Annotated in this window: 19 protein-coding genes; 13 read left to right on the forward strand and 6 right to left on the reverse strand. The window is 65.0% G+C overall.

Translation table 11 applies throughout. The features are described 5' to 3' along the window. Positions 1–176: 176 nt before the first annotated feature. Complete coding sequence (locus UNPA324_RS13805) at positions 177–1,421, reverse strand: ABC transporter substrate-binding protein (RefSeq protein WP_128917010.1); 1,245 nt, start codon at positions 1,419–1,421, stop codon at positions 177–179. A gap of 88 nt (positions 1,422–1,509) precedes the next feature. After that, a complete protein-coding gene (locus tag UNPA324_RS13810; RefSeq protein ID WP_128917009.1) occupies positions 1,510–2,325 on the reverse strand; it encodes a putative hydro-lyase in 816 nt (271 codons plus the stop codon). Between the two features lie 120 nt (positions 2,326–2,445). Here UNPA324_RS13810 and UNPA324_RS13815 point away from each other — a divergent pair, with 120 nt between their 5' ends. The 4 genes from UNPA324_RS13815 to UNPA324_RS13830 are packed head-to-tail and all read left to right on the forward strand — an operon-like array spanning position 2,446 to position 6,655. Further along, positions 2,446–3,363 carry a LysR family transcriptional regulator gene (locus UNPA324_RS13815; RefSeq protein ID WP_128917008.1) on the forward strand — a complete coding sequence of 306 codons (918 nt, stop codon included), beginning with the start codon at positions 2,446–2,448 and terminating at the stop codon, positions 3,361–3,363. A gap of 32 nt (positions 3,364–3,395) precedes the next feature. Then, complete coding sequence (locus tag UNPA324_RS13820) at positions 3,396–4,646, forward strand: Zn-dependent hydrolase (RefSeq protein WP_141934903.1); 1,251 nt, start codon at positions 3,396–3,398, stop codon at positions 4,644–4,646. Positions 4,647–4,658: 12 nt separating this feature from the next. After that, entirely contained in the window at positions 4,659–5,570 is a 912-nt protein-coding gene (locus tag UNPA324_RS13825; protein ID WP_128917006.1) for an NAD(P)-dependent oxidoreductase, read from the forward strand. Positions 5,571–5,581: 11 nt separating this feature from the next. Further along, on the forward strand, positions 5,582–6,655 hold the full coding sequence (locus UNPA324_RS13830; protein WP_128917005.1) for a malate/lactate/ureidoglycolate dehydrogenase: 1,074 nt from the start codon (positions 5,582–5,584) through the stop codon (positions 6,653–6,655). A 189-nt stretch (positions 6,656–6,844) separates the two neighbouring features. Here UNPA324_RS13830 and UNPA324_RS13835 read toward each other — a convergent pair whose 3' ends face one another. Next, on the reverse strand, positions 6,845–7,918 hold the full coding sequence (locus UNPA324_RS13835; RefSeq protein ID WP_128917004.1) for a tartrate dehydrogenase: 1,074 nt from the start codon (positions 7,916–7,918) through the stop codon (positions 6,845–6,847). Between the two features lie 155 nt (positions 7,919–8,073). On the opposite strand from UNPA324_RS13835, the gene UNPA324_RS13840 reads away from it, so the two are divergent. Beyond that, a complete protein-coding gene (locus tag UNPA324_RS13840; RefSeq protein ID WP_141934904.1) occupies positions 8,074–8,850 on the forward strand; it encodes an SDR family oxidoreductase in 777 nt (258 codons plus the stop codon). A 48-nt stretch (positions 8,851–8,898) separates the two neighbouring features. After that, a complete protein-coding gene (locus UNPA324_RS13845) occupies positions 8,899–10,317 on the forward strand; it encodes an amidase (RefSeq protein ID WP_141934905.1) in 1,419 nt (472 codons plus the stop codon). 146 nt (positions 10,318–10,463) lie between these two features. Here the strand turns inward: UNPA324_RS13845 and UNPA324_RS13850 are convergent, their stop codons facing one another. Next, positions 10,464–11,570, reverse strand: a complete 1,107-nt coding sequence (locus UNPA324_RS13850) for an amino acid ABC transporter permease (RefSeq protein WP_141934906.1) — start codon at positions 11,568–11,570, stop codon at positions 10,464–10,466. 2 nt (positions 11,571–11,572) lie between these two features. After that, a complete protein-coding gene (locus tag UNPA324_RS13855) occupies positions 11,573–12,757 on the reverse strand; it encodes an amino acid ABC transporter permease (RefSeq protein ID WP_141934907.1) in 1,185 nt (394 codons plus the stop codon). A gap of 87 nt (positions 12,758–12,844) precedes the next feature. Here UNPA324_RS13855 and UNPA324_RS13860 point away from each other — a divergent pair, with 87 nt between their 5' ends. The 4 genes from UNPA324_RS13860 to UNPA324_RS13875 all read left to right on the forward strand — a co-directional run bounded on the left by UNPA324_RS13860 (position 12,845) and on the right by UNPA324_RS13875 (position 16,829). Beyond that, entirely contained in the window at positions 12,845–13,717 is an 873-nt protein-coding gene (locus UNPA324_RS13860) for a MurR/RpiR family transcriptional regulator (RefSeq protein WP_141934908.1), read from the forward strand. A 3-nt stretch (positions 13,718–13,720) separates the two neighbouring features. Next, entirely contained in the window at positions 13,721–15,070 is a 1,350-nt protein-coding gene (locus UNPA324_RS13865; protein ID WP_141934909.1) for an aspartate aminotransferase family protein, read from the forward strand. 10 nt (positions 15,071–15,080) lie between these two features. Further along, positions 15,081–16,094 carry an amino acid ABC transporter substrate-binding protein gene (locus UNPA324_RS13870; protein ID WP_128917185.1) on the forward strand — a complete coding sequence of 338 codons (1,014 nt, stop codon included), beginning with the start codon at positions 15,081–15,083 and terminating at the stop codon, positions 16,092–16,094. 84 nt (positions 16,095–16,178) lie between these two features. Next, positions 16,179–16,829 carry an aspartate/glutamate racemase family protein gene (locus UNPA324_RS13875; protein ID WP_141934910.1) on the forward strand — a complete coding sequence of 217 codons (651 nt, stop codon included), beginning with the start codon at positions 16,179–16,181 and terminating at the stop codon, positions 16,827–16,829. Here the strand turns inward: UNPA324_RS13875 and UNPA324_RS13880 are convergent. After that, the gene (locus tag UNPA324_RS13880; protein WP_141934911.1) at positions 16,826–17,473 is read right to left on the reverse strand and encodes a TetR/AcrR family transcriptional regulator; all 648 of its coding nucleotides are present in this window, start codon (positions 17,471–17,473) and stop codon (positions 16,826–16,828) included. The genes UNPA324_RS13875 and UNPA324_RS13880 overlap by 4 nt on opposite strands. Before the next feature lie 137 nt (positions 17,474–17,610). Here UNPA324_RS13880 and UNPA324_RS13885 point away from each other — a divergent pair, with 137 nt between their 5' ends. The 3 genes from UNPA324_RS13885 to UNPA324_RS13895 all read left to right on the forward strand — a co-directional run bounded on the left by UNPA324_RS13885 (position 17,611) and on the right by UNPA324_RS13895 (position 19,878). Then, positions 17,611–17,820 carry a ferredoxin gene (locus tag UNPA324_RS13885; protein WP_128916995.1) on the forward strand — a complete coding sequence of 70 codons (210 nt, stop codon included), beginning with the start codon at positions 17,611–17,613 and terminating at the stop codon, positions 17,818–17,820. Between the two features lie 55 nt (positions 17,821–17,875). Continuing rightward, positions 17,876–19,099, forward strand: coding sequence for a cytochrome P450 (locus UNPA324_RS13890; RefSeq protein WP_141934912.1), 1,224 nt, complete (start codon positions 17,876–17,878; stop codon positions 19,097–19,099). A gap of 116 nt (positions 19,100–19,215) precedes the next feature. Further along, on the forward strand, positions 19,216–19,878 hold the full coding sequence (locus UNPA324_RS13895; protein WP_141934913.1) for a sulfite oxidase-like oxidoreductase: 663 nt from the start codon (positions 19,216–19,218) through the stop codon (positions 19,876–19,878). Positions 19,879–19,894 lie beyond the last annotated feature (16 nt).

The following is a 19,894-nucleotide window of genomic DNA, read 5'->3' on the forward strand; positions in this document are numbered from 1 at the left end:
GAGACTTTGGATAATGGCTTGGGCTGTCACTGCATCGTCCCCCACACTCCGACCTCATCCTGAGGAGCGCGCCGCAGCGCGCGTCTCGAAGGATGGCCCGCCCTCGTCCTTCGAGACGCGGGCTGCACCCGCCCTCAGGATGAGGGCGGGAACTACTGTCTCAGTCCCGCTTTTGCTTACTTCATCGGCCAGATCGCCTCGGCGATCGCGGCCTGCGGCGGGAAGATGGTGACGAACTTGCCGCCGACATATTGCAGCAGCACCGGATCGGCGTCGTTGTTCTGGCCCATCTCGTCGAACTTGACACGCTTCCAGGGCATGATGGTCTGCTCGCCCGGGATGTCGGTCGCCGCCAGCGCATCGCGGATCTTCTCGCCGTCGGTCGACTTGGCGCGGCTGATGGCGTCGGCGAGGATGATCAGGCCCATGAACTGGCGCGAGGTCAGGTCGTTGAAGTCCTTGCCCGATCGCGTCTTGAACATGTCGTTGATCTTGCCGACCATCGGGCGCTTCTGCGCGAGGTCGAGCGAGAAGGTGCCGCGCGAGATCACGCCTTCGAGCTTGTTGCCGACGGCATCATAGAGCGCCTTCTCGGAGAAGCCGGCGTCCTGCGCCACGATCGCATTCGGCTTGTAGCCGAGCTCGGCCATGGTCTTGACCAGGAGGATGCCGTCGGTGGTGTAGCTCGAGGGCATCAGCACGTCGGCATTCGCGGACTTGAGCTGCTGCACCTCGGCCGAGAGCGAGGGCGAGTTGGCGCGATACTTGATGTCGGTGACGATCTTGTAACCGCGCTCGCCCGCGATCTTGGCCTGGGCGTTGCCGGAATCGGTGCCGAAGATGGTGTCTTCGTGGAACAGCGACAGCGTCTCGATCTTGGTGCCCTTCTTCTTCATGGCATCGAAGAAGTCGAACATCGCGGCCGAGTACATCTCATCGTGCGGCGCGGCGCGGAAGTAATATTTCAGGCCGCGGCGATGCAGGCTCGGCGAGGAATTGTCGGCGGAGACGAACGGGACCTGGTAGCGCTCGCAGATCTGGCTGACGGTGACGGCGACCGCGCTCTGATAGGTGCCGATGATGGCGCAGACCTTCTCCTGCGTGATCAGGCGCTCGGCCTCGGCGCGGCCCTTCTGCGGATCGGCCTGGTGGTCGGCGAAGACGAGGCGGACCTTGGCACCACCGAGACCCGGCAGGCCTTCGCCCTTGGCCAGCGGCAGATCGAAGTCGGTATCCTTGTTGATGACTTCGAGCGCAGTCTCATACGCCTTCTGCGCGTCGACGCCCTGCTGCGCGCTGCCGCCGGAGAACGGATAGATCACGCCGATCACGACTTCCGGCGTCTGCGCGCGCGCAGCGAGCGGCACCAGAGCGGCAGTGGCGGTGGCTCCTAACAACACGTCGCGGCGAGTGATCGTCATGGCAAAGTCCCCTGTGACTGAATTTGGCTGATCGAATGAAGCGATTGATGGATGCGGTAAAGCTCGAAGAAGCAGCAGATGCTGCCCACTAAATCACGGCCATGGTCCTGTTCTTGAGATCCGTTACCAGCATCAGGCCGGGCGAATGCGTGATCGCGAACGGGAGCTTCGCGGCGTTGATCACCGATTGCGGCGTCACGCCGCAGGCCCAGAACACCGGAATCTCGTCGTCGGCGACCGGCACTGGATCGCCGTAGTCGGGCTTGGAGATGTCCTTGATGCCGATCAGATGCGGATGACCGAGATGCACGGGCGCACCGTGCACGGCGGGATAGCGCGAGGTGATCTGCACCGCGCGGATCGCGTCCGCCGGCTTGAACGGCCGCATCGATACCACCATGGGACCTGCGAACGGGCCGGCCTCGCCGCAGGCGATATTGGTGCGGTACATCGGCACGCGCACGTTCTGCTCGATGTGGCGGATCGGCATGCCCTCGTCGAGCAGCGCCTCTTCGAACGAGAACGAGCAGCCGAGCACGAAGGTCACGAGATCGTCCCGCCAGTACTTCGTCACATCAGTCGGCTCGTCGACGACCTCACCATCGCGCCAGACGCGGTAGCGCGGCACATCGGTGCGGATGTCGAGATCGGCGCCGAGCGCGGGGATGAAAGGACTGCCGACGTCGGACATGCCGATGATCGGGCACGGCTTCGGATTGAGCTGACAGAAGCGGTGGAAGGCACCGGCATAGTCCGCCGGCAGGATCGCGAGATTGCCCTGAACAAAGCCGGGAGCGATTCCGGCGGTGGAGGCGACCTGTCCCTCGCGGTAAGCGAGCCGGGCCTTGCGGCTCGGGAGCGTGTCGGGCGTTTCAGTTTGCTGCGCTGCCACCAAAACAGTCATGTGATCGACCTGCCTATAAACTCGACAAAGACAAGCCAACACCAAGCGTGCTATAAAGTCTAATCGTCGTTTCTAATCAATCTCGATAAATCTGATTTATCGATCGGGAAAATCCTTCCAATGCTGGACTTCAGGTCGATCGAGACATTCCTTTGGGTTGTGAAGCTCGGCAGCTTTCGCGGCGCCGCCCAACGCCTCAACACGACCCAGCCGGCGATCTCCCAGCGGATCGCCCAGCTCGAGCGCGAAATGGGCGTGAAGCTGCTCAACCGCGATCATCGCGTGGCCTCACCCACCCCGAGCGGCCGGCAGATGATGGTCTATGCGGAGAAGCTGATCGGCCTGCGTGCACAGATGATGGCCGAGATTGGCGACCGTTCGGCGATGCGCGGCGTGATGCGGCTCGGCGTCGCCGAGACCATCGTGCACACCTGGCTGCCGCGCCTCGTGAAGAGCGTGAACCAAGTCTATCCGAACCTGTCGCTGGAGATCGAGGTCGACATCACGCCGAACCTCACCGCACGCCTGCTCGCGCAGGAGATCGAGCTCGCCTTCGTCGTCGGCCCCCTGTCCGCCTCCGGCGTGCACAACCGCGTGCTCGCCGACTATCCGATCGGCTTTCTCGCAAGTCCTTCGCTCGGGCTCGGCAAGGGCCCTGTGACACCGGCGGAGCTTGCGCGGTTTCCGATCATCACCTTCCCGCGCAAGACCAAGCCTTACGAGGTCGTGCGCGAGGTATTCGACCGGCCGGAGCTGCCGCCGATCCGACTGCACGCCTCCGCTTCGCTTGCGACCGTGATCCACATGGCGGTGGAAGGGCTCGGCGTCGCCGTGATTCCCGACGCCATCGTCGAGAGCGAGCTCGCCGACGGGCGGCTGCAACTGCTCGACACCGATCTTGCCATCGCGCCGCTGACCTTCACCGCAAGCTGGCTCGCCTCGCCTGACGTCGTCGCCGTGGAGCGCGTCGCCGAGCTTGCACGGCAGATTGCGCAGAGCAGCCTCGCGGTTGACGCGCCCGCGCTGGCGGGTCATTGAAAAAGGCGCCGGAAAATCGAGAGAACGAACGCATGAGCCGAGCCGTCACCAACCTGCAAATCGATTCCGCCCGCCTCTGGGGCTCCATCCACGAGACCGCGCAATTTGGCGCGACGGCCAAGAGTGGCGTACGGCGGCTGACGCTGAGTGCCGAGGACAAGCAGGTGCGCGACTGGTTCCGCAAGGCGTGCGAGGAGGCAGGGCTTGAGGTGCACACCGATGCACTCGGCTCGCAATTCGGCCTGCGCAAAGGCCGCGACATGTCGAAGCCGCCGGTCGGCATCGGCTCGCATCTCGACACCCAGCCGACCGGCGGCAAATATGACGGCATTCTGGGCACACTTGGTGCGCTCGAAGTGATCCGCACGCTGAACGACGCGGGGATCGAGACCGACGCACCGATCTGCGTCGTCAACTGGACCAATGAGGAAGGCTCGCGCTTCGCACCCGCGATGATGGCCTCCGCGGCGTACGTCGGCGATTTCACCACCGACGACATTTTGTCGCGCAAGGACGCCGAGGGCACCACTGTCGGCCAGGCGCTGGATAGCATCGGCTATCGCGGCGACAAGCCGGTGGGCTTTCAGAAGCTCGGCTGCTTCGTCGAGCTGCACATCGAGCAGGGCCCGATCCTGGAGGCCGAAGGCAAGACCATCGGCGTCGTCGATTCCGGCCAGGGCGTGTTGTGGTACGACGGCAAGATTTCCGGCTTCGAGAGCCATGCCGGCTCGACACCGATGCCGCTGCGCCGCGATGCGCTGGCGACGTTGTCGGAGATCGTGCTGGCGATGGAAGCCATTGCCAGGAAGCACGGGCCGAACGCGGTCGGCACCATCGGCGAGGCCGTGATCGCAAATCCCTCGCGCAACGTCATTCCCGGCGAGATCGCCTTCACGATGGATTGCCGCAGTGCAGACGGCGCGATCATGGATGCTCTCGACCGCGATTTGCGCGGAGCGATTGCCGAGATTTCCGCCCGCCGCAAGGTCGAGGTGAAGATCGATCTGGTCTGGCGCAAGCCGCCGACCCATTTCGATCCCAAGCTGATCGCGGCGGTCGAGAGCGCGGCGAAGACGCTCGGCTATTCATCCCGCCGCATCACCTCCGGCGCCGGCCATGACGCCTGCAACCTCAACACAATCATGCCTGCCGCGATGGTGTTCGTGCCCTGCAAGGACGGCATCAGCCACAACGAGCTGGAGGACGCGACGCAGCCCGACTGCGCCGCGGGCACCAACGTCCTCATGCATACCGTGCTGGCAATCGCCGGCGTCGCGTCCTGACCGGAGAGAGCCATGCGCGGAGTTTTCGTCGACGCCAATGAAACCTTGGCCGTGATCATGGAGCGGCTAACGAGGCCCGGCGATCCCAAGGTGCGAATTCACCGGAACCCCGATATCAAGCCGGAGGAATATCCTGATATTCTCGACGGCGCCGAAATCGCGATCGTCGACCATACCGCGCTGCCGACCGAGGTCGCGAAGGAATGCGCCGGCCTCAAGCACGTCGTGTTCCTCGGCACCGGTGCGCGCAGCTACATGAACCCGGATGAGCTTAGCCAGCTCGGCATTTCCGTGCATCTGATCAAGGGCTATGGCGACACCGCGGTCGCCGAATCCGCGATCGCGCTGATGTGGGCCTCGGCCCGCGTCATCGCGATGATGGATCGCGAGATGCGCGCCGGCAACTGGCTGCGCGAGGACGGCATGCAGCTCACCGGCAAGACGCTCGGGCTGATCGGCTTTGGCGGCATCGCCGCGGAGGTCGCGCGCATTGCGTCCGGCAGCGGCATGAAAGTAATCGCCTGGAACCGCTCGCCGAAGAGCCATCCGAGCGTCGACTTCACCGATCTCAACACGGTGCTAGCGAAAAGCGACGTGGTGTCGCTGCATCTGCTGCTCAACGACGAAACGCGCGGCATGATCACGCGCGAGAAGATCTTTGCGATGAAGCGCGGTGTCATCCTCATCAACACCGCCCGCGCCGCGATCGTCGACGAAGCCGCCATGATCGAGGCGCTGAAGTCGGGCCATATCCGTCATGCCGGCCTCGACGTCTTCAACACCGAGCCCCTGCCCGGCGATCATCCGCTGACGAAGATTCCGAACGTGACGCTCTCGGCGCATTCGGCGTTCCGTACGCCCGAAGCGAGCGAGAACCTGATTGAAGCCGCATGGGTCCATTGCCGCCGGATCGTGAAGGGATAAGAGCAACAACAATGGCCGATTACCGCACTATCAAGGCAGAGCCGCTCACCAATGCCATCCACGCCATCGTCAAGGCCGGCGGCTCCTCGGACCGCGAGGCCGAGCTCGTGTCCACCAATCTTGTCGAGGCCAATCTGAAGGGACACGACTCGCACGGCGTCGGCATGATCCCGCGCTACGTCCAGAGCGTCACCAACGGCGGCCTCGCCGTAAACCAGCACGTCAAGATCGTGCTCGACACCGGCCCGCTCCTCACTCTCGATGGCCTCACCGGCTATGGCCAGGTGATCGGCCATGAAGCGATGGAGCTGGCGGCGGAGCGTGCCAAGCGCAACGGCGTGTGCCTCGTCGGCCTCTCCAATTCGCATCACATCGGCCGCATCGGCCATTGGGCCGAGCAGTGCATCGACCACGACCTGGTCTCGATCCACTTCGTCAACGTGATATCGCGTCCGATCGTAGCGCCCTGGGGCGGCAGCGATGCGCGCCACGGCACCAACCCGTTCTGCGTCGGCATTCCGCGCCGGGACAAGGACCCGATCGTGCTCGACTTCGCCACCAGCAGGATCGCGCAGGGCAAGACCCGCGTCGCCCACAACAAGGGCGTCGAGCTGGAGCCCGGCACCATCATCGACGATGAAGGCAAGCCCACGGTCAATCCGCGCTACACCGTGATCCCGCCGTACGGCGCCATCCTCCCGTTCGGCGAGCACAAGGGTTCGGGGCTCGCGCTGGTGTGCGAAATCCTCGGCGGCGCACTCTCCGGTGGCCAGGTGGTCAAGGGTCCGTCCGACGGCAAGTACAACGTCCTCAACGGCATGCTCTCGATCGTCATCGACCCGGACAAGCTCGGCACCGGCGAGAATCTCGCACGTGAGGTCGAGAGTTTTGTGGCCTGGCACACGGGCTCGCCGCCCGCCTCCGGCGTCGACAAGGTCAAGATCGCCGGCGAGCCAGAGCGCGAGACCAAGAAGAAGCGCCTTGCCGAAGGCATTCCGGTCGACCCGACCACTTGGCAGGAGATTCTGGAGGCCGGGAAGAAGTTCGGGCTCGATCAGGCGGCGATCGAGAAGATCGCGGGTTGAACACCATAACGGTGTCGTCCCGGACAAGCGCAGCGCAGATCCGGGACCCATAAGGACGTGGTCTGGCGAAGACTCGCGGTTACCAGCTCGGGCAACAACCTCTCCCTGGGGTTATGGGTCCCTGCTTTCGCAGGGACGACAGGGGAGTTTGTTGCAACGCCGGAGCGAGCCTTCATCAAGCGCCCCGCCTCAATCCACCATATCCGCGACGGCTTTGCCGCAGGCCGTGGTGTCGGCATTGCCGCCGAGATCCTTGGTGCGCAGCGTGCGTTCGGCCAGCGTGCGCTCGATCGCCTCGACGATCGACTTGCCGGCTTCCTTTTCGCCGAGATGTTCGAGCATCATCGCGCCCGACCAGATCGCGCCGATCGGGTTGGCGATGCCCTGGCCGGCGATATCAGGCGCCGAGCCGTGCACCGGCTCGAACACCGAGGGGAAATTACCTTCGGGATTGATGTTGCCTGACGGCGCGATGCCGATCGTGCCGGTGCAGGCCGGACCGAGGTCGGACAGGATGTCGCCGAACAGATTGGAGCCGACCACGACGTCGAACCAGTCCGGATGCAGCACGAAATTCGCAGTCAAGATGTCGATGTGGTACTTGTCCCACTTCACGCCGGGGAATTTCTTGGCCATCGCCTCCACGCGCTCATCCCAATAGGGCATGGTGATGGAGATGCCGTTGGACTTGGTCGCCGAGGTCAGGTGCTTTTTCGGCCGCGACTGCGCGAGCTCGAAGGCGAATTTCAGGATGCGGTCGACGCCGATGCGGGTCATCACCGTCTGCTGCGTCACGAACTCGCGATCAGTGTCCGGGAACATGCGGCCGCCGACGGAGGAATATTCACCTTCGGTGTTCTCGCGCACCACCCAGAAATCGATGTCGCCGGGTTTGCGGCCCGCCAGCGGCGACGGCACCCCGGGCATCAGCCGCACCGGGCGCAGGTTGACATACTGGTCGAACTCCCTGCGGAATTTGATCAGGGAGCCCCACAGCGAGACGTGGTCCGGAATCTTGGCTGGCCAGCCGACCGCGCCGAAATAGATCGCATCGTGCTTGCCGATCTTTTCCTTCCAGTCATCGGGCATCATCTGGCCGTGCTTCTCGTAATAGTCCCAGGACGAGAAGTCGAAATGGTCGAAATGCAGGGCGACGCCATGCTTCTTCGCCGCCGCCTCCAGGACACGCAGGCCCTCGGGCATCACTTCCTTGCCGATGCCGTCGCCGGGAATGACCGCGATCCGGTATTGTTTCTTGCTCATTGAGAACGTCCCTCTTTGGTCCGGCAGCCGCCGCCTTTTTGACCGCACTGCAATGGACCAAACGCGTCGGCAGTGCAACGCTGCACTGCAATGTTGACCGTGGCGCGGCCGAGCGCCTACTGATTTGATCCTGTTCCTATCCTGCGAGTACCCTCATGGATCTGCATCTGCGTGGCAAGCGCGTCCTGATCACGGGCGCGTCCAAGGGCATTGGCGCCGCCGCGGCCGAGGCGTTCGCCGAGGAAGGCGCACATCTCCTGCTCGCCGCCCGCAGCGGCGACCAGCTCAAGGCGCTGGCCGAGCGCTTGCGTTCCGCGCACCAGATCGATGCTGCAACGAGCATCGTCGATCTGCGCAAGGAAGAGGACGTGGCGCGGCTGGCGAAAGAAGCCGCCGACGTCGACGTGCTCGTCAACAATGCCGGCGACATCCCCGGCGGCTCGATCGACAAGATTGACGAGGCGACCTGGCGTCACGCCTGGGAATTGAAGGTGTTCGGCTATATCAACCTCACGCGCCATATCTACGCGCAGATGAAGGCCAAAGGCGGCGGCGTCATCGTCAACGACATTGGCGCGGCCGGCGGGAAGTTCGACGCCAACTACATCTGCGGCAGCGCCGGCAATGCCGCGCTGATGGCTTTCACCCGCGCGCTCGGGGGCAAAAGCCTCGCCGACAACATCCGCGTGGTCGGCATCAATCCGGGCCCCGTCGGCACCGATCGCCACGTCACGCTGCTGAAGACGCGGGCCAAGCACCAGTTCGGCGACGAGAGCCGCTACAAGGAATTCCAGAAGAGCCTGCCGCTCGGTCGCCCCGCGCATGCGCGCGAGATCGGCGACCTCATGGCATTCCTGGCGTCGGACCGCGCCGGATACACGTCTGGGGTGATCTATACGGTGGACGGCGGCATCAGCGCAGGCTGGGGTTAACTCTATCCTCGTCATTGCGAACCGAGAATGGGCTTAGGAGTAAAATAATTGTCTCAAGATCTGATCCGCGAAACCGCGTGCGCCGTCGTCGACAAGCTGCGCTCCGGCGACGTCTCGCCGCTCGAACTGCTCGACGTCCTGCAGAAGCGCATCAGTGAAGTCGACGGCAAGGTCAATGCACTGCCGACACTCTGTTTCGATCGCGCGCGGGACAGCGCCAAGGCCTTGATGCGCAAGCCCGCCGGCGCGCGGGGGCTGCTCGCGGGCCTGCCCGTGCCGATCAAGGATCTGACCGACGTTGCAGGCGTCTTGAACACGCAGGGCTCGCCGATCTTCAAGGACAATATTCCCGCCAAGTCCGACCTGATGGTCGAGAACCTCGAGGCCAACGGCGGGGTCGTCTACGCCAAATCCAACACGCCGGAATTCGGCGCCGGCGCCAACACCTTCAACGAGGTGTTCGGAGCGACGCTCAATCCCTGGGATACGACGAAATCCGCGGCGGGCTCTTCCGGCGGTGCGGCGGTGGCGCTGGCGACCGGCATGGCCTGGCTGGCGCAGGGCTCCGACATGGGCGGATCTTTGCGCAGTCCGGCGGCCTTCTGCGGCATCGTCGGCATGCGGCCGAGCATCGGCCGGGTCGCGCATACGCCGAAGGCGGGCATCGATCGCAATCTCGGCGTGCAGGGCCCGATGGCGCGCAACGTCGAGGATCTCGCGCTGCTGCTGGATGCCATGAGCGGCGACTATGCCGCCGATCCGCTGTCGCTGCCAGCGCCCGCGACCTCGTTCCTGTCGGCGGCACAGTCAGGCAGGAAGCCGAAGCGCATCGCCTATTCGCCCGATCTCGGCATCACGCCTGTCGATGCCGAGGTGAAGGCGATCACGCGCAAGGCGGCGGAACGCTTTGCCGAGGCCGGCGCGATCGTCGAGGAAGCCCATCCGGACTGGCGCGAGGCGCACGAGTGCTTCCACGTGCTGCGCGCATTCGATTTCGCGATCAGCAAGGCGCAATTGCTGAGAACCAAGCGCGACCTGCTCAAGCCCGAGGTGATCTGGAACATCGAGGAAGGCCTCAAGCTCACGGTCGAGCAGCTCGAGCGCGCCGAGGCCCAGCGCGTCGGCATGACCGCACGCGCGGTCGAATTCTTCAAGACCTACGATTTGCTGCTGACACCCACCACGATCGTGCCGCCTTTCCCGATCGAGCACCGCTATGTCGCCGAATGCGCCGGCAAGAGGTTCGACAACTATGTCGAATGGCTCGGCATCGTCTACGCCATCACGCTCGCCTGCTGCCCCTCGCTGTCGCTGCCATGCGGCTTTACGGCGTCCGGCTTGCCGGTCGGCGTTCAGGTGGTCGGCGCGCCCAGGGGCGATGCGGACGTGCTCGCCGGCGCGAAGGTGCTGGAGGATATTCTGGGCCTGCGCGGCACGACGCCGATCGATCCGAAAGCGAGCAAGTAGCTGATGCCCCGGACGCAGCGCAGCGCCTCTTCGGCGGTGCACTGCAGGGCCGGGGCCCATCTCGCCGAGGACTTGCCGTGCGTCCCTGGGTCCCGGCTCGGCGGCGCAGCGCTGACGCGCCGCACCTTGTCCGGGACACGAAACTCTCACCTTCCCCTCGTCGCTTCCAGACCGCGGCTGTAGCGCGACATCGCGAAGCAGAACACGAAATAGATCGCGGCGACGAAGATATAGACCTCGACCGAGAATTGTTGCCACGCCGGATCGATGATCGCGGTCTTCGCCGTCGTCAGCAGGTCGAAGATGCCGATGATGAGGACGAGGCTGGTGTCCTTGAAGAAGGCGATGAAGGTGTTGACCAGCGGCGGGATGACGTGGCGGATCGCCTGCGGCAGGATGATCAGCCGGTTCTTGCGCCAGTAGGACAGCCCGAGCGCGTCCGCTGCCTCGTACTGCCCGCGCGGCACGGCCTGAAGCCCGCCGCGGATGACCTCGGCGAGATAGGCGCCCGCAAACAGGATGATCGCGATCTGCGCGCGCAACAGCTTGTCGATGTTGAATCCGCTAGGCATGAACAGCGGGAACATAACGCTCGCCATGAACAGCAGGCTGACCAACGGCACGCCGCGGATCAGCTCGACATAGAGCACGCTGAGGGAGCGGATCGCCGGCAGCTTCGAGCGTCGGCCGAGCGCGACGAGGATACCGAGCGGAAAGCCGAATGCGAGGCCGAAGGTCGCAAGGATCAGCGTGACCGGCAATCCGCCCCAGCGATCTTGCGAGACGAAGGACAGCCCGAGCACTCCGCCCCACATCAACACGCTGATCAGCGCGAGCGCTCCGATCCAGAGCAAGACGAGTTCGCGCCGCCACAAAGCGCGGCGGGTCGAGAGATAGAACAGTGCAATGAACAGCAGCACGGCTAGCGCCGGCCGCCACTGTTCGTCGAACGGATAGGTGCCGAACAGGATGAAGCGATACTTTTCGGGAATGATCGCCCAACAGGCGCCGACGCCTCGCGCCGCCCGGCAGGCACTGGAATCGTTTGCAGGCGTCAGCCACACTGCATTCGCGATACCCCACTGCACGAAGCTGAAGATGCCCTTGGCGAGAATCGCGAGCAGCACGACCGAGAGAATGCCATTCGGGATCGATGAGAACAGATTGGCGCGCAGCCAGCGCAGCACGGGGTTTCCGCTCTGCGGACGGCGGGCGGCGCGCGGTGCGTCCGGAATGTCGGCGATCACGGTCATGATCAGCGCTCCACCAGTGCGATGCGCGCGTTGTACCAGTTCATGAAGAAGCTGATGGAAAGGCTGATCGTCAGAAACACCGCCATGATCAGCGCGATGGCCTCGATCGCCTGGCCGGTCTGGTTCAGCGTGGTGTTGGCGACCGAGACCACGTCCTGGTAGCCGATCGCGACCGCGAGCGAGGAATTCTTGGTCAGGTTGAGATATTGGCTCGTCATCGGCGGCACGATCACGCGCAGCGCCTGCGGCAGGATGATCTGGCGCAGCATGAAACTGCGGCGCAGGCCAAGCGCGTTGGCGGCATCCCATTGCCCGCGCGGCACGGACTGGATGCCGCTGCGCACGATCTCGGCAATGAAGGCCGAGGTGTAAGTCACGAGCGCGATCAGCAGCGCGAAATATTCCGGGGCGAGCGTCAGCCCGCCGACGAAATTGAAGCCCCGCAATTGGGGCCACTCGATCGTCCAGGGCACGCCAACCACCTGCGAGAGGGCTGCCGGCAGCACGATGATAAGGCCGAGCGCAAACGGCCAGGCCGGCCGCGGCCTGCCGTCGCGCATCTGCTGCGCGATCAGCCGCCTCCTGATGAGATAGAACCCGGCACATCCGAGCACAGCAGCGCCGAGTACCCAAAGCTGCGGCGGGCCAATCGGAATTGCCGGCAGGATCAGGCCACGATTGGAAAGGAACACGCCTTCGACAGGCCGCCATGCCGCGCGGGCGGCCGGCAGCGCCTGCATCAGCACGTACCAGAACAGGAGCTGGAGCAGCAGCGGGATGTCGCGGAGCGTTTCGACATAGACGGCGGCGAGGCGCGACAGCAGCCAGTTGGCCGACAAGCGCGAGATGCCGATCAGCGTGCCGAGGACGGTCGCGAGCACGATCCCGATCACGGCAACGCGTAAGGTGTTGCCGACGCCGACGACGAAGGCCCAGAGATACGTGTCTTTGGGATTATAGGCGAACAAGCTGTCGGCGATCGGCATGCCGGCCTCGCGGCCGAGGAAGGCAAAGCCGGTCGTGATGCGGCGAGCCGAGAGGTTGGTGACGGTGTTGGACCAGAGGAAGCCGATGACCGCGACCGCGATCCCGACCACCAGCACCTGCCAGAACAGGCCTTGCAGCTCGCGGCGTCCCCATGCGCCGAACAGGCGGCGCGGCGGCGGTCTCCGGGCGTCGGTGGTCACAGCGCAAAAATCCTTCTCGATAGCGACGATTTCCGGCAGCGCACGTCAACTGTTGCACCGATCCAAAATCCATGCAACAAATGTTTCATGGCTGAGCCCGCGAAATCCTCGCCGTTGAGCGAACTGCGCATTGCATTGCCATCGCTCCCGATGCGGCTGCAGGAGGTCGGACGCTTCGTCGCCGCCAACGATTACGATGCCACCACCCGTTCGATGCGCGACCTCGCGGCAGAGGCCGGCGCCGACCCCGCCGCCTTCACGCGCCTCGCCAAGGCGATCGGCTATTCCGGCTGGGACGAATTGCGAGCGGCGCTGACCGAGGCACGGCGACCGTCGCAGACCTCGCCCTTCTCCGGCCGCGCCAGAAGCCGCAGGCCTGGCCCGAACGCCGATGTCGCGCTCGTCACCGACAAGCTCGAGGCGGAGGCCGCCGGCCTTCCGCGGATTCCGGCCCGACCGATCGCAGAGGCGGCCCGCGCGCTGCACGAGGCCAAGCGGATCTGGATCGCGGGTTACCGGAGCTGCCGCAGCGTTGCGGAGCTCTTGAACTACGAGCTGCGGCTATTCCGACCCGAGCAGGTGCAAATCGTTGGCGTCTCCGGCCCTGACGATCTCGATCTCGGCGCGTTCCGGCCCGGCGAGGCCGTCATCGTCATCGGCTTCCTGCCCTATACCCATGCGAGCGTCCGCGTCGCGCAAGCCGCTCATCGCGCTGGCGCAATGCTGATCGCGATCGCGGACAGCCTCTCGGCACCGATGGCGGAAGGCGCCGATCACGTGTTGCTGTTCGAAGCGGCCTCCTCTCCCGGCTTCTTCCCCAGCCTCACCGGCGCGATCGCGATCGCGCAGTCGCTGGCCGCAGTGACGTTCTCGCTCGGCGGCGCCGCCGCCAAGAAGCGCCTCGAGAATACCGAGGCGCGCCTCGCCGCCGCCTCCACCTACGTTTCAGAGAAAGGTTGACCCATGGCCGCCCGCACCAGCCGCGTGCTGCACCGCTCGTTGCGCGAGACGCCGCCCAAGGCGATCGGCGGCGAAGGCATCTATCTCTTCGCCGAGGACGGGCGGCGTGTGATCGACGCTTCCGGCGGCGCGGCCGTCTCGTGCCTCGGCCATCAGCATCCCCGCGTGATCGCGGCGATGGCGAAGCAGGCCTCGACCCTGGCCTATGCGCACACCGCCTTCTTCTCGTCCGAGCCCGCCGAAGCCCTCGCGGAGACGCTGGTCGGGCACGAGCCCGGCGGTCTCGCTTACGCCTATTTCGTCAGCGGCGGGTCCGAGGCGATCGAAGCGAGCATCAAGCTGGCGCGGCAATATTTCCTCGAACGCGGCGAGCCACAGCGGCAGCATTTCATCGCGCGGCGTCAGAGCTACCACGGCAACACGCTCGGTGCGCTCGCCGCCGGCGGCAATGCCTGGCGGCGTGCGCCCTACGCGCCGCTGCTCTCCGGAGCCTTCAGCCACGTGACACCGGCCTTTGCCTATCACGAGAAGCACGACAGTGAATCCGATGCGCAGTTCGTGGCACGGCTCGCGGCCGAGTTGGAGTCCGAGTTCCAGCGGCTTGGCCCTGAGACCGTCGCGGCATTCCTCGCCGAGCCGGTCGTCGGCGCCACCGCCGGCGCCGTGACGGCCCCGGACGGCTACTTCAGGGCGATGCGCGAGATCTGCGACCGGCACGGCGCGCTGCTCATCCTCGACGAGGTCATGTGCGGCATGGGCCGCACCGGCACCATGCATGCCTGGGAGCAGGAAGGCATCGCGCCGGATATCCAGGCCATCGCAAAGGGGCTCGGCGGCGGCTACCAGCCAATCGGAGCGATGCTCGCCAGCGGCAAGGTCATCGACACCATCCGCGCCGGCTCGGGCGCCTTCCAGCACGGCCACACCTATCTGGCACATCCCCTCGCCTGCGCGGCCGCACTCGCGGTGCAGGAGGTGATCCGCGAAGATGGCTTGCTCGACTGCGTCAAGGAGCGCGGCCGGCAGCTCGAGCAGCGGCTGACCGAGCGCTTCGGCAATCACCGGCATGTCGGCGACATCAGGGGCCGCGGCCTGTTCTGGGCGATCGAGCTGGTCGCCGATCGCGCCAGCCGCGCCTCGTTCGATCCCGCGCTCAAGCTCCATCAGAAGATCAAGGCGGAAGCCTTCGCCAATGGGCTCGGCTGCTATCCGGGCGGGGGCACCGTGGACGGCGTGCGCGGCGACCACGTGTTGCTGGCGCCGCCCTATATCGCCTCGGCCGACGAGATCGACCTGATCGTCGACAAGCTCGGCTCGGCCGTCGACAACGTGTTGCGTAGTGCCAATCATTGAGGGGAGTAGCATCATGAGGATAGTGGTTATCGCGGCGAGTGTGATCGCTGCATCGACAATTGTCGCGTCGGCCGCGACGCTCGACACGGTGAAGAGCCGCGGCACGCTGGTGTGCGGCGTCAGCGCCGGCTTTGCCGGTTTCTCCGCGCCGGACTCGCAAGGCAATTACAAAGGTCTCGACGTCGATTATTGCCGCGCGCTCGCGGCCGGCGTGCTCGGCGACGCCAGCAAGGTGCGTTACGTTTCGCTGACCGCGCAGAATCGCTTCACCGCCCTGCAGTCGGGCGAGATCGACGTGCTCTACCGCAACTCGACGCAGACCTATCTGCGTGGCGTGACGCTGGGCTTGCGGCAAGGCCCGATCAACTTCTATGACGGCCAGGGCTTCGTCGTGAAGAAGGATCTGGGCGTCAAGGACATCAAGGACCTCAAAGGCGCCACCGTTTGCGTCGCGCAGGGCACCACGCACGAAGTCACGCTCGGCGATTACGGCCGCGCCAACGGCATCGACTGGAAGCCGCTGGTGTTCGACCGCGTCGACACCATGTACCAGACCTTCTTCGGCGGCCGCTGCGATGCGATGACCCAGGACGCCTCCGCGCTCGCCGGCGCCGTGACCACCGCGGCGCCGAACCCCGCCGATTACGTCGTGCTGCCGCAGACCATCAGCAAGGAGCCGCTCGGGCCCTTCACCCGCAACGGCGACGAGGTCTGGAGCGACATCATCACCTGGCTGCATTACGGCCTGATCGAGGCCGAGGAGCTCGGCGTCACGCAAGGCAATGTCGAGGAGATGACGAAGTCGCAAACGCCTGCGATCCAGCGTCTGCTCGGCGCCTCCGGCGATCTCGGCTCCCGGCTCGGGCTCGACAACAAATGGCTGGTCGCCGCGATCAAGGCCACCGGCAATTACGGCGAGATCTACGAGCGCAATGTCGGCAAGGCGAGCCCGCTCAAGCTCGATCGCGGCCTCAACGGCCTCTGGAGCAAGGGCGGCTTGATGTACGCCGTGCCGTTCAAGTAAACAGTCCTCGTGTCCCGGCTCTGCAGCGCAATACTTCGCATTACGCAGCGTCCGGGGCACGAGACCTGTCAGGTAGTCACTTCAATGACGACGCCCCCTCGCATCACCCTGATCCACGCCCTCAAGCACTCCATCGCCCCGATCGAGGCGGCGTTCGCGGCCGCGTGGCCGGCGGCGCGACTGATGAACCTGCTCGACGACAGCTTGTCGGCGGATCTGGCGCGCGACGGCAAGCTCAACGACGCCATGACCGAGCGCTTCCTGGCACTCGGCGATTATGCGGCGGCGACCGGCGCGAATGGGATTCTGTTCACCTGCTCGGCCTTCGGCCCCTGCATCGAGGCGGTCGCGCGCGCGCAGGCGCCGATGCCGGTGCTCAAGCCCAACGAGGCGATGATCGAGCGCGCGGTGACGATGGGCAGGCGCATCGGCCTGCTCTCCACCTTTCCGCCGACGCTGGCTTCGATGCCGCCGGAGTTTCCGGCCTCGGTCCAGGTGGTTCCGAAACTCGCCGAGGGCGCGCTGGCGGCGCTCGACCGCGGCGATCGCGCCACGCACGACCGGCTGATCGTCGAAGCGTCAAAGGACCTGCGCGATTGCGACGTCATCGCGCTGGCGCAGTTCAGCATCGCGGCAACGGCACCGCTGGTCGCAGAAGCCACTGGTCGTCCTGTCGTGACCACGCCCGACAGCGCCGTCGACAAACTGATGACGCTGTTGAGAGTGAAGGCTTAGGTCCCAGTCGCCTTTCGACGCCGCGCGTCCTTGATCGCGACCGCGAGCGCGGCCTTCGTCTCGTTGACGAAATCCTCGACCAGTTCCTCGCGCGTGGCATGGGCGGCCTCGCCTGTGAACAAACCCTGCTCGGCCAGCATGACGACGCCGTGCAGCGCCGCCCAGATCTTGAGCGCTTGCCGCTCGCGCAAATAGCCGACGGCAGGCGCTTCCAGCGCTTCGATCACGAGCCCAAACGTCTCGCGCGTGGCCTGGTGCAGCTCGCTGCCCTTGGCCGCGCATGAGACGGTGCGCGATGCGAACATCAGGCGGTAGATGCCGTTACGGCGCAGGCCGAAATCAAGAGTGGCCTGTGCCAGCCGCGACAGCTTCGATTGCTTCGACGGCTTGGCCATCGCATCGCGCAGTGTCGCGCTGAGCTGCCGGAACGCCTCCGCCGTCACCGCCGCAAGCAGCGCCTCGCGATCGGCAAAGTGCCGATATGGCGCCGGCTGCGAGACGCCGAGCTGTTTCGCCAGCCCCTTGATGCTGATCGCCTCGGCGCCGCCCTGCTCCGCCTCGCGCAGCGCGGCCCTGATCAAAGCATCGCGAAGATCCCCATGGTGGTAGGTGTTCGCGGGCTTGCGGGGGAGTTGTGAGCGCATGTTGCGGCAGAGCCTATAAGTTTGCGCTTGACAGGGGAAGCCTGTCGCGAATGTAATATACTATAACTTAGATAAGATTCAGATGAGGAACGCGCGCCGCCTCTCGCGGCCCGCGCATACGCACCGAGGATGCCGCCATGACCGAGCGACTGAGGGTTCACGTCGATCCCGACAAATGCCAGGGCCACGCGCGCTGCAAGGCACTCGCGCCGGAACTTTTCGAGCTCGACGAATTTGGCAACGCGCACGAAGCCGGCGACGGCATTGTCCCGCCGGGCCTCGAAGACAAGGCCTGGCTTGCCAAATCCAATTGCCCGGAAATCGCAATCGATGTGATCGAGGAGTAGCGCGGCCTCCGCCGCTTGCATCCTATCAGCGAACACGAGCCAAGGGATTCTCGAGATGTCCGACGTCAGCCAGCCTGTCGCCCATCCGCCCGTCATCGACTGGGTCAACGATTTCGACCACACCGATCCGCAATGGACGGAAGACCCGTTCCCGATCTGGGAGGAGATGCGCGGCGCAAGCCCGGTCGTGCACACCGAGCGCTTCCTCGGCTGCTACATGCCGACGACCTATGAAGCCGTGCGCGAGATCGCCAACGACACCGAACATTTCTCCTCGCGCCGAATCATCGTGCGCGACGTGCGGCCGGAGATCACCAGCAGGAACGCCGCCCCGCCGATCACGTCCGATCCGCCCGTGCACAAGCCGGCCAAGCAGCTCCTGCTGCCGCCGTTCACGCCGGATGCGATGAAGAAGCTGGAACCGCGGATGCGCGCGATCTGCAACGAGCTGATCGACGGGTTCATCGCCGACGGCAAGGTCGATGCCGCAGCGCGCTACAGCAAGTACATCCCGGTTCGAGCCATCGCTCACATGCTGGGCATCCCCGAGAGCGACAGCGATCTCTTCATCAACTGGATTCACATGATCCTCGAACTCGGCATCAAGGACGAGACCAAGCTGCTCCAGGCCGTGCAGGAGATGAGCGCCTATTTCGGCGCGCATATCGAGGAGCGCAAGAACAAGCCGACCGACGATCTCATCTCCTACCTGATGAACGCCAGGGATAAGGAGGGCAACCCGCTCGAAGATTCCCACGTGCTTGGCTCGCTGCGCCTGCTTCTGATCGCAGGCATCGACACCACCTGGAGCGCGATCGGGTCCTCACTTTGGCATCTGGCGAAGACGCCGGCCGACCGCGAGCGGCTGATCGCCGAACCCGCACTGATCCCGACCGCGGTGGAGGAATTGTTGCGCGCCTATTCGCCTGTGACGATGGCCCGTGAGGTCGTCAAGGACACCACGATTTCGGGCTGCCCCGTCAAGGCGAACAACATGGTGCTGTTGTCCTTCCCGGCCGCCAACCGCGATCCGAAGATGTTTCCGGATGCTGACAAAGTCGTGATCGACCGCCGCGAAAATCGCCACGCCGCCTTCGGCCTCGGCATCCATCGCTGCGTCGGTTCCAACCTGGCGCGTATGGAGATGCAGGTTGCGCTGGAGGAATGGTTGAAGCGCATTCCGGACTTCCGGCTCGATCCGGCAGGCACGGTGACCTGGTCGCAAGGCACGGTGCGAGGCCCCCGCCAGTTGCCATTTTTGCTCGGAAAGGCGATGTAAGCCTTTCCAGACAGCGGAGAGGCCGGACGTGACTGAGCAGGCAACCCAACCGACCTCCGAGCATTTCGACGTCGCCAATGCCAAGCGGCGGATCGAGGCATCGGCAAGAGTTGGCCATGTCTGACGACAACGAGCCGCCCGACAGCAAGCTGACCCGCACCAAGGAAAAGTGGGCGCGCGAAGGCCGCTTCCTCACGGGCAAGATCGCACGACCGGAAGACCAGCGCCTGCCGCCGGGCCAGCATCTCACCAAGGACTGGCCGGTGCTCGACCTCGGCGTCGTGCCGCCAATCTCGCGCGAGCGCTGGCGGCTCGACGTCTACGGCGCGGTCGAGAGCCCCGTGTTCTGGACCTTTGCGGAGTTCGCGGCGCAGAAGCAGGCCCGGTTCACCTCCGACATCCATTGCGTGACGACCTGGTCGCGATATGACAACGACTGGGAAGGGCTCGCCACGCGCGAGCTGCTCGCGACCTGCCAACCGCGCGAGGATGCACGCTTCGTGGCGCTGCATTCCTATGACGGCTACACCACCAACCTCGCACTGGAAGACTTTGCCGCCGAGGATGCGCTGCTCGCCCATAGCTGGTCCGGCCAGCCGCTGACGGAGGAGCATGGCGGCCCGGTGCGGCTGGTCGTGCCGCATCTCTATTTCTGGAAGAGCGCGAAATGGCTGCAGGCCATCGAATTCCTGACCGAGGACGCGCCGGGCTTCTGGGAGGTCCGCGGCTATCATAACCGCGGCGATCCCTGGGCCGAGCAGCGCTATTCAGGCGACTAGACTTCAAGCAGCAACA

The sequence above is a fragment of the Bradyrhizobium sp. UNPA324 genome (genome assembly GCF_006658635.1).
Classification (GTDB): domain Bacteria; phylum Pseudomonadota; class Alphaproteobacteria; order Rhizobiales; family Xanthobacteraceae; genus Bradyrhizobium; species Bradyrhizobium nanningense.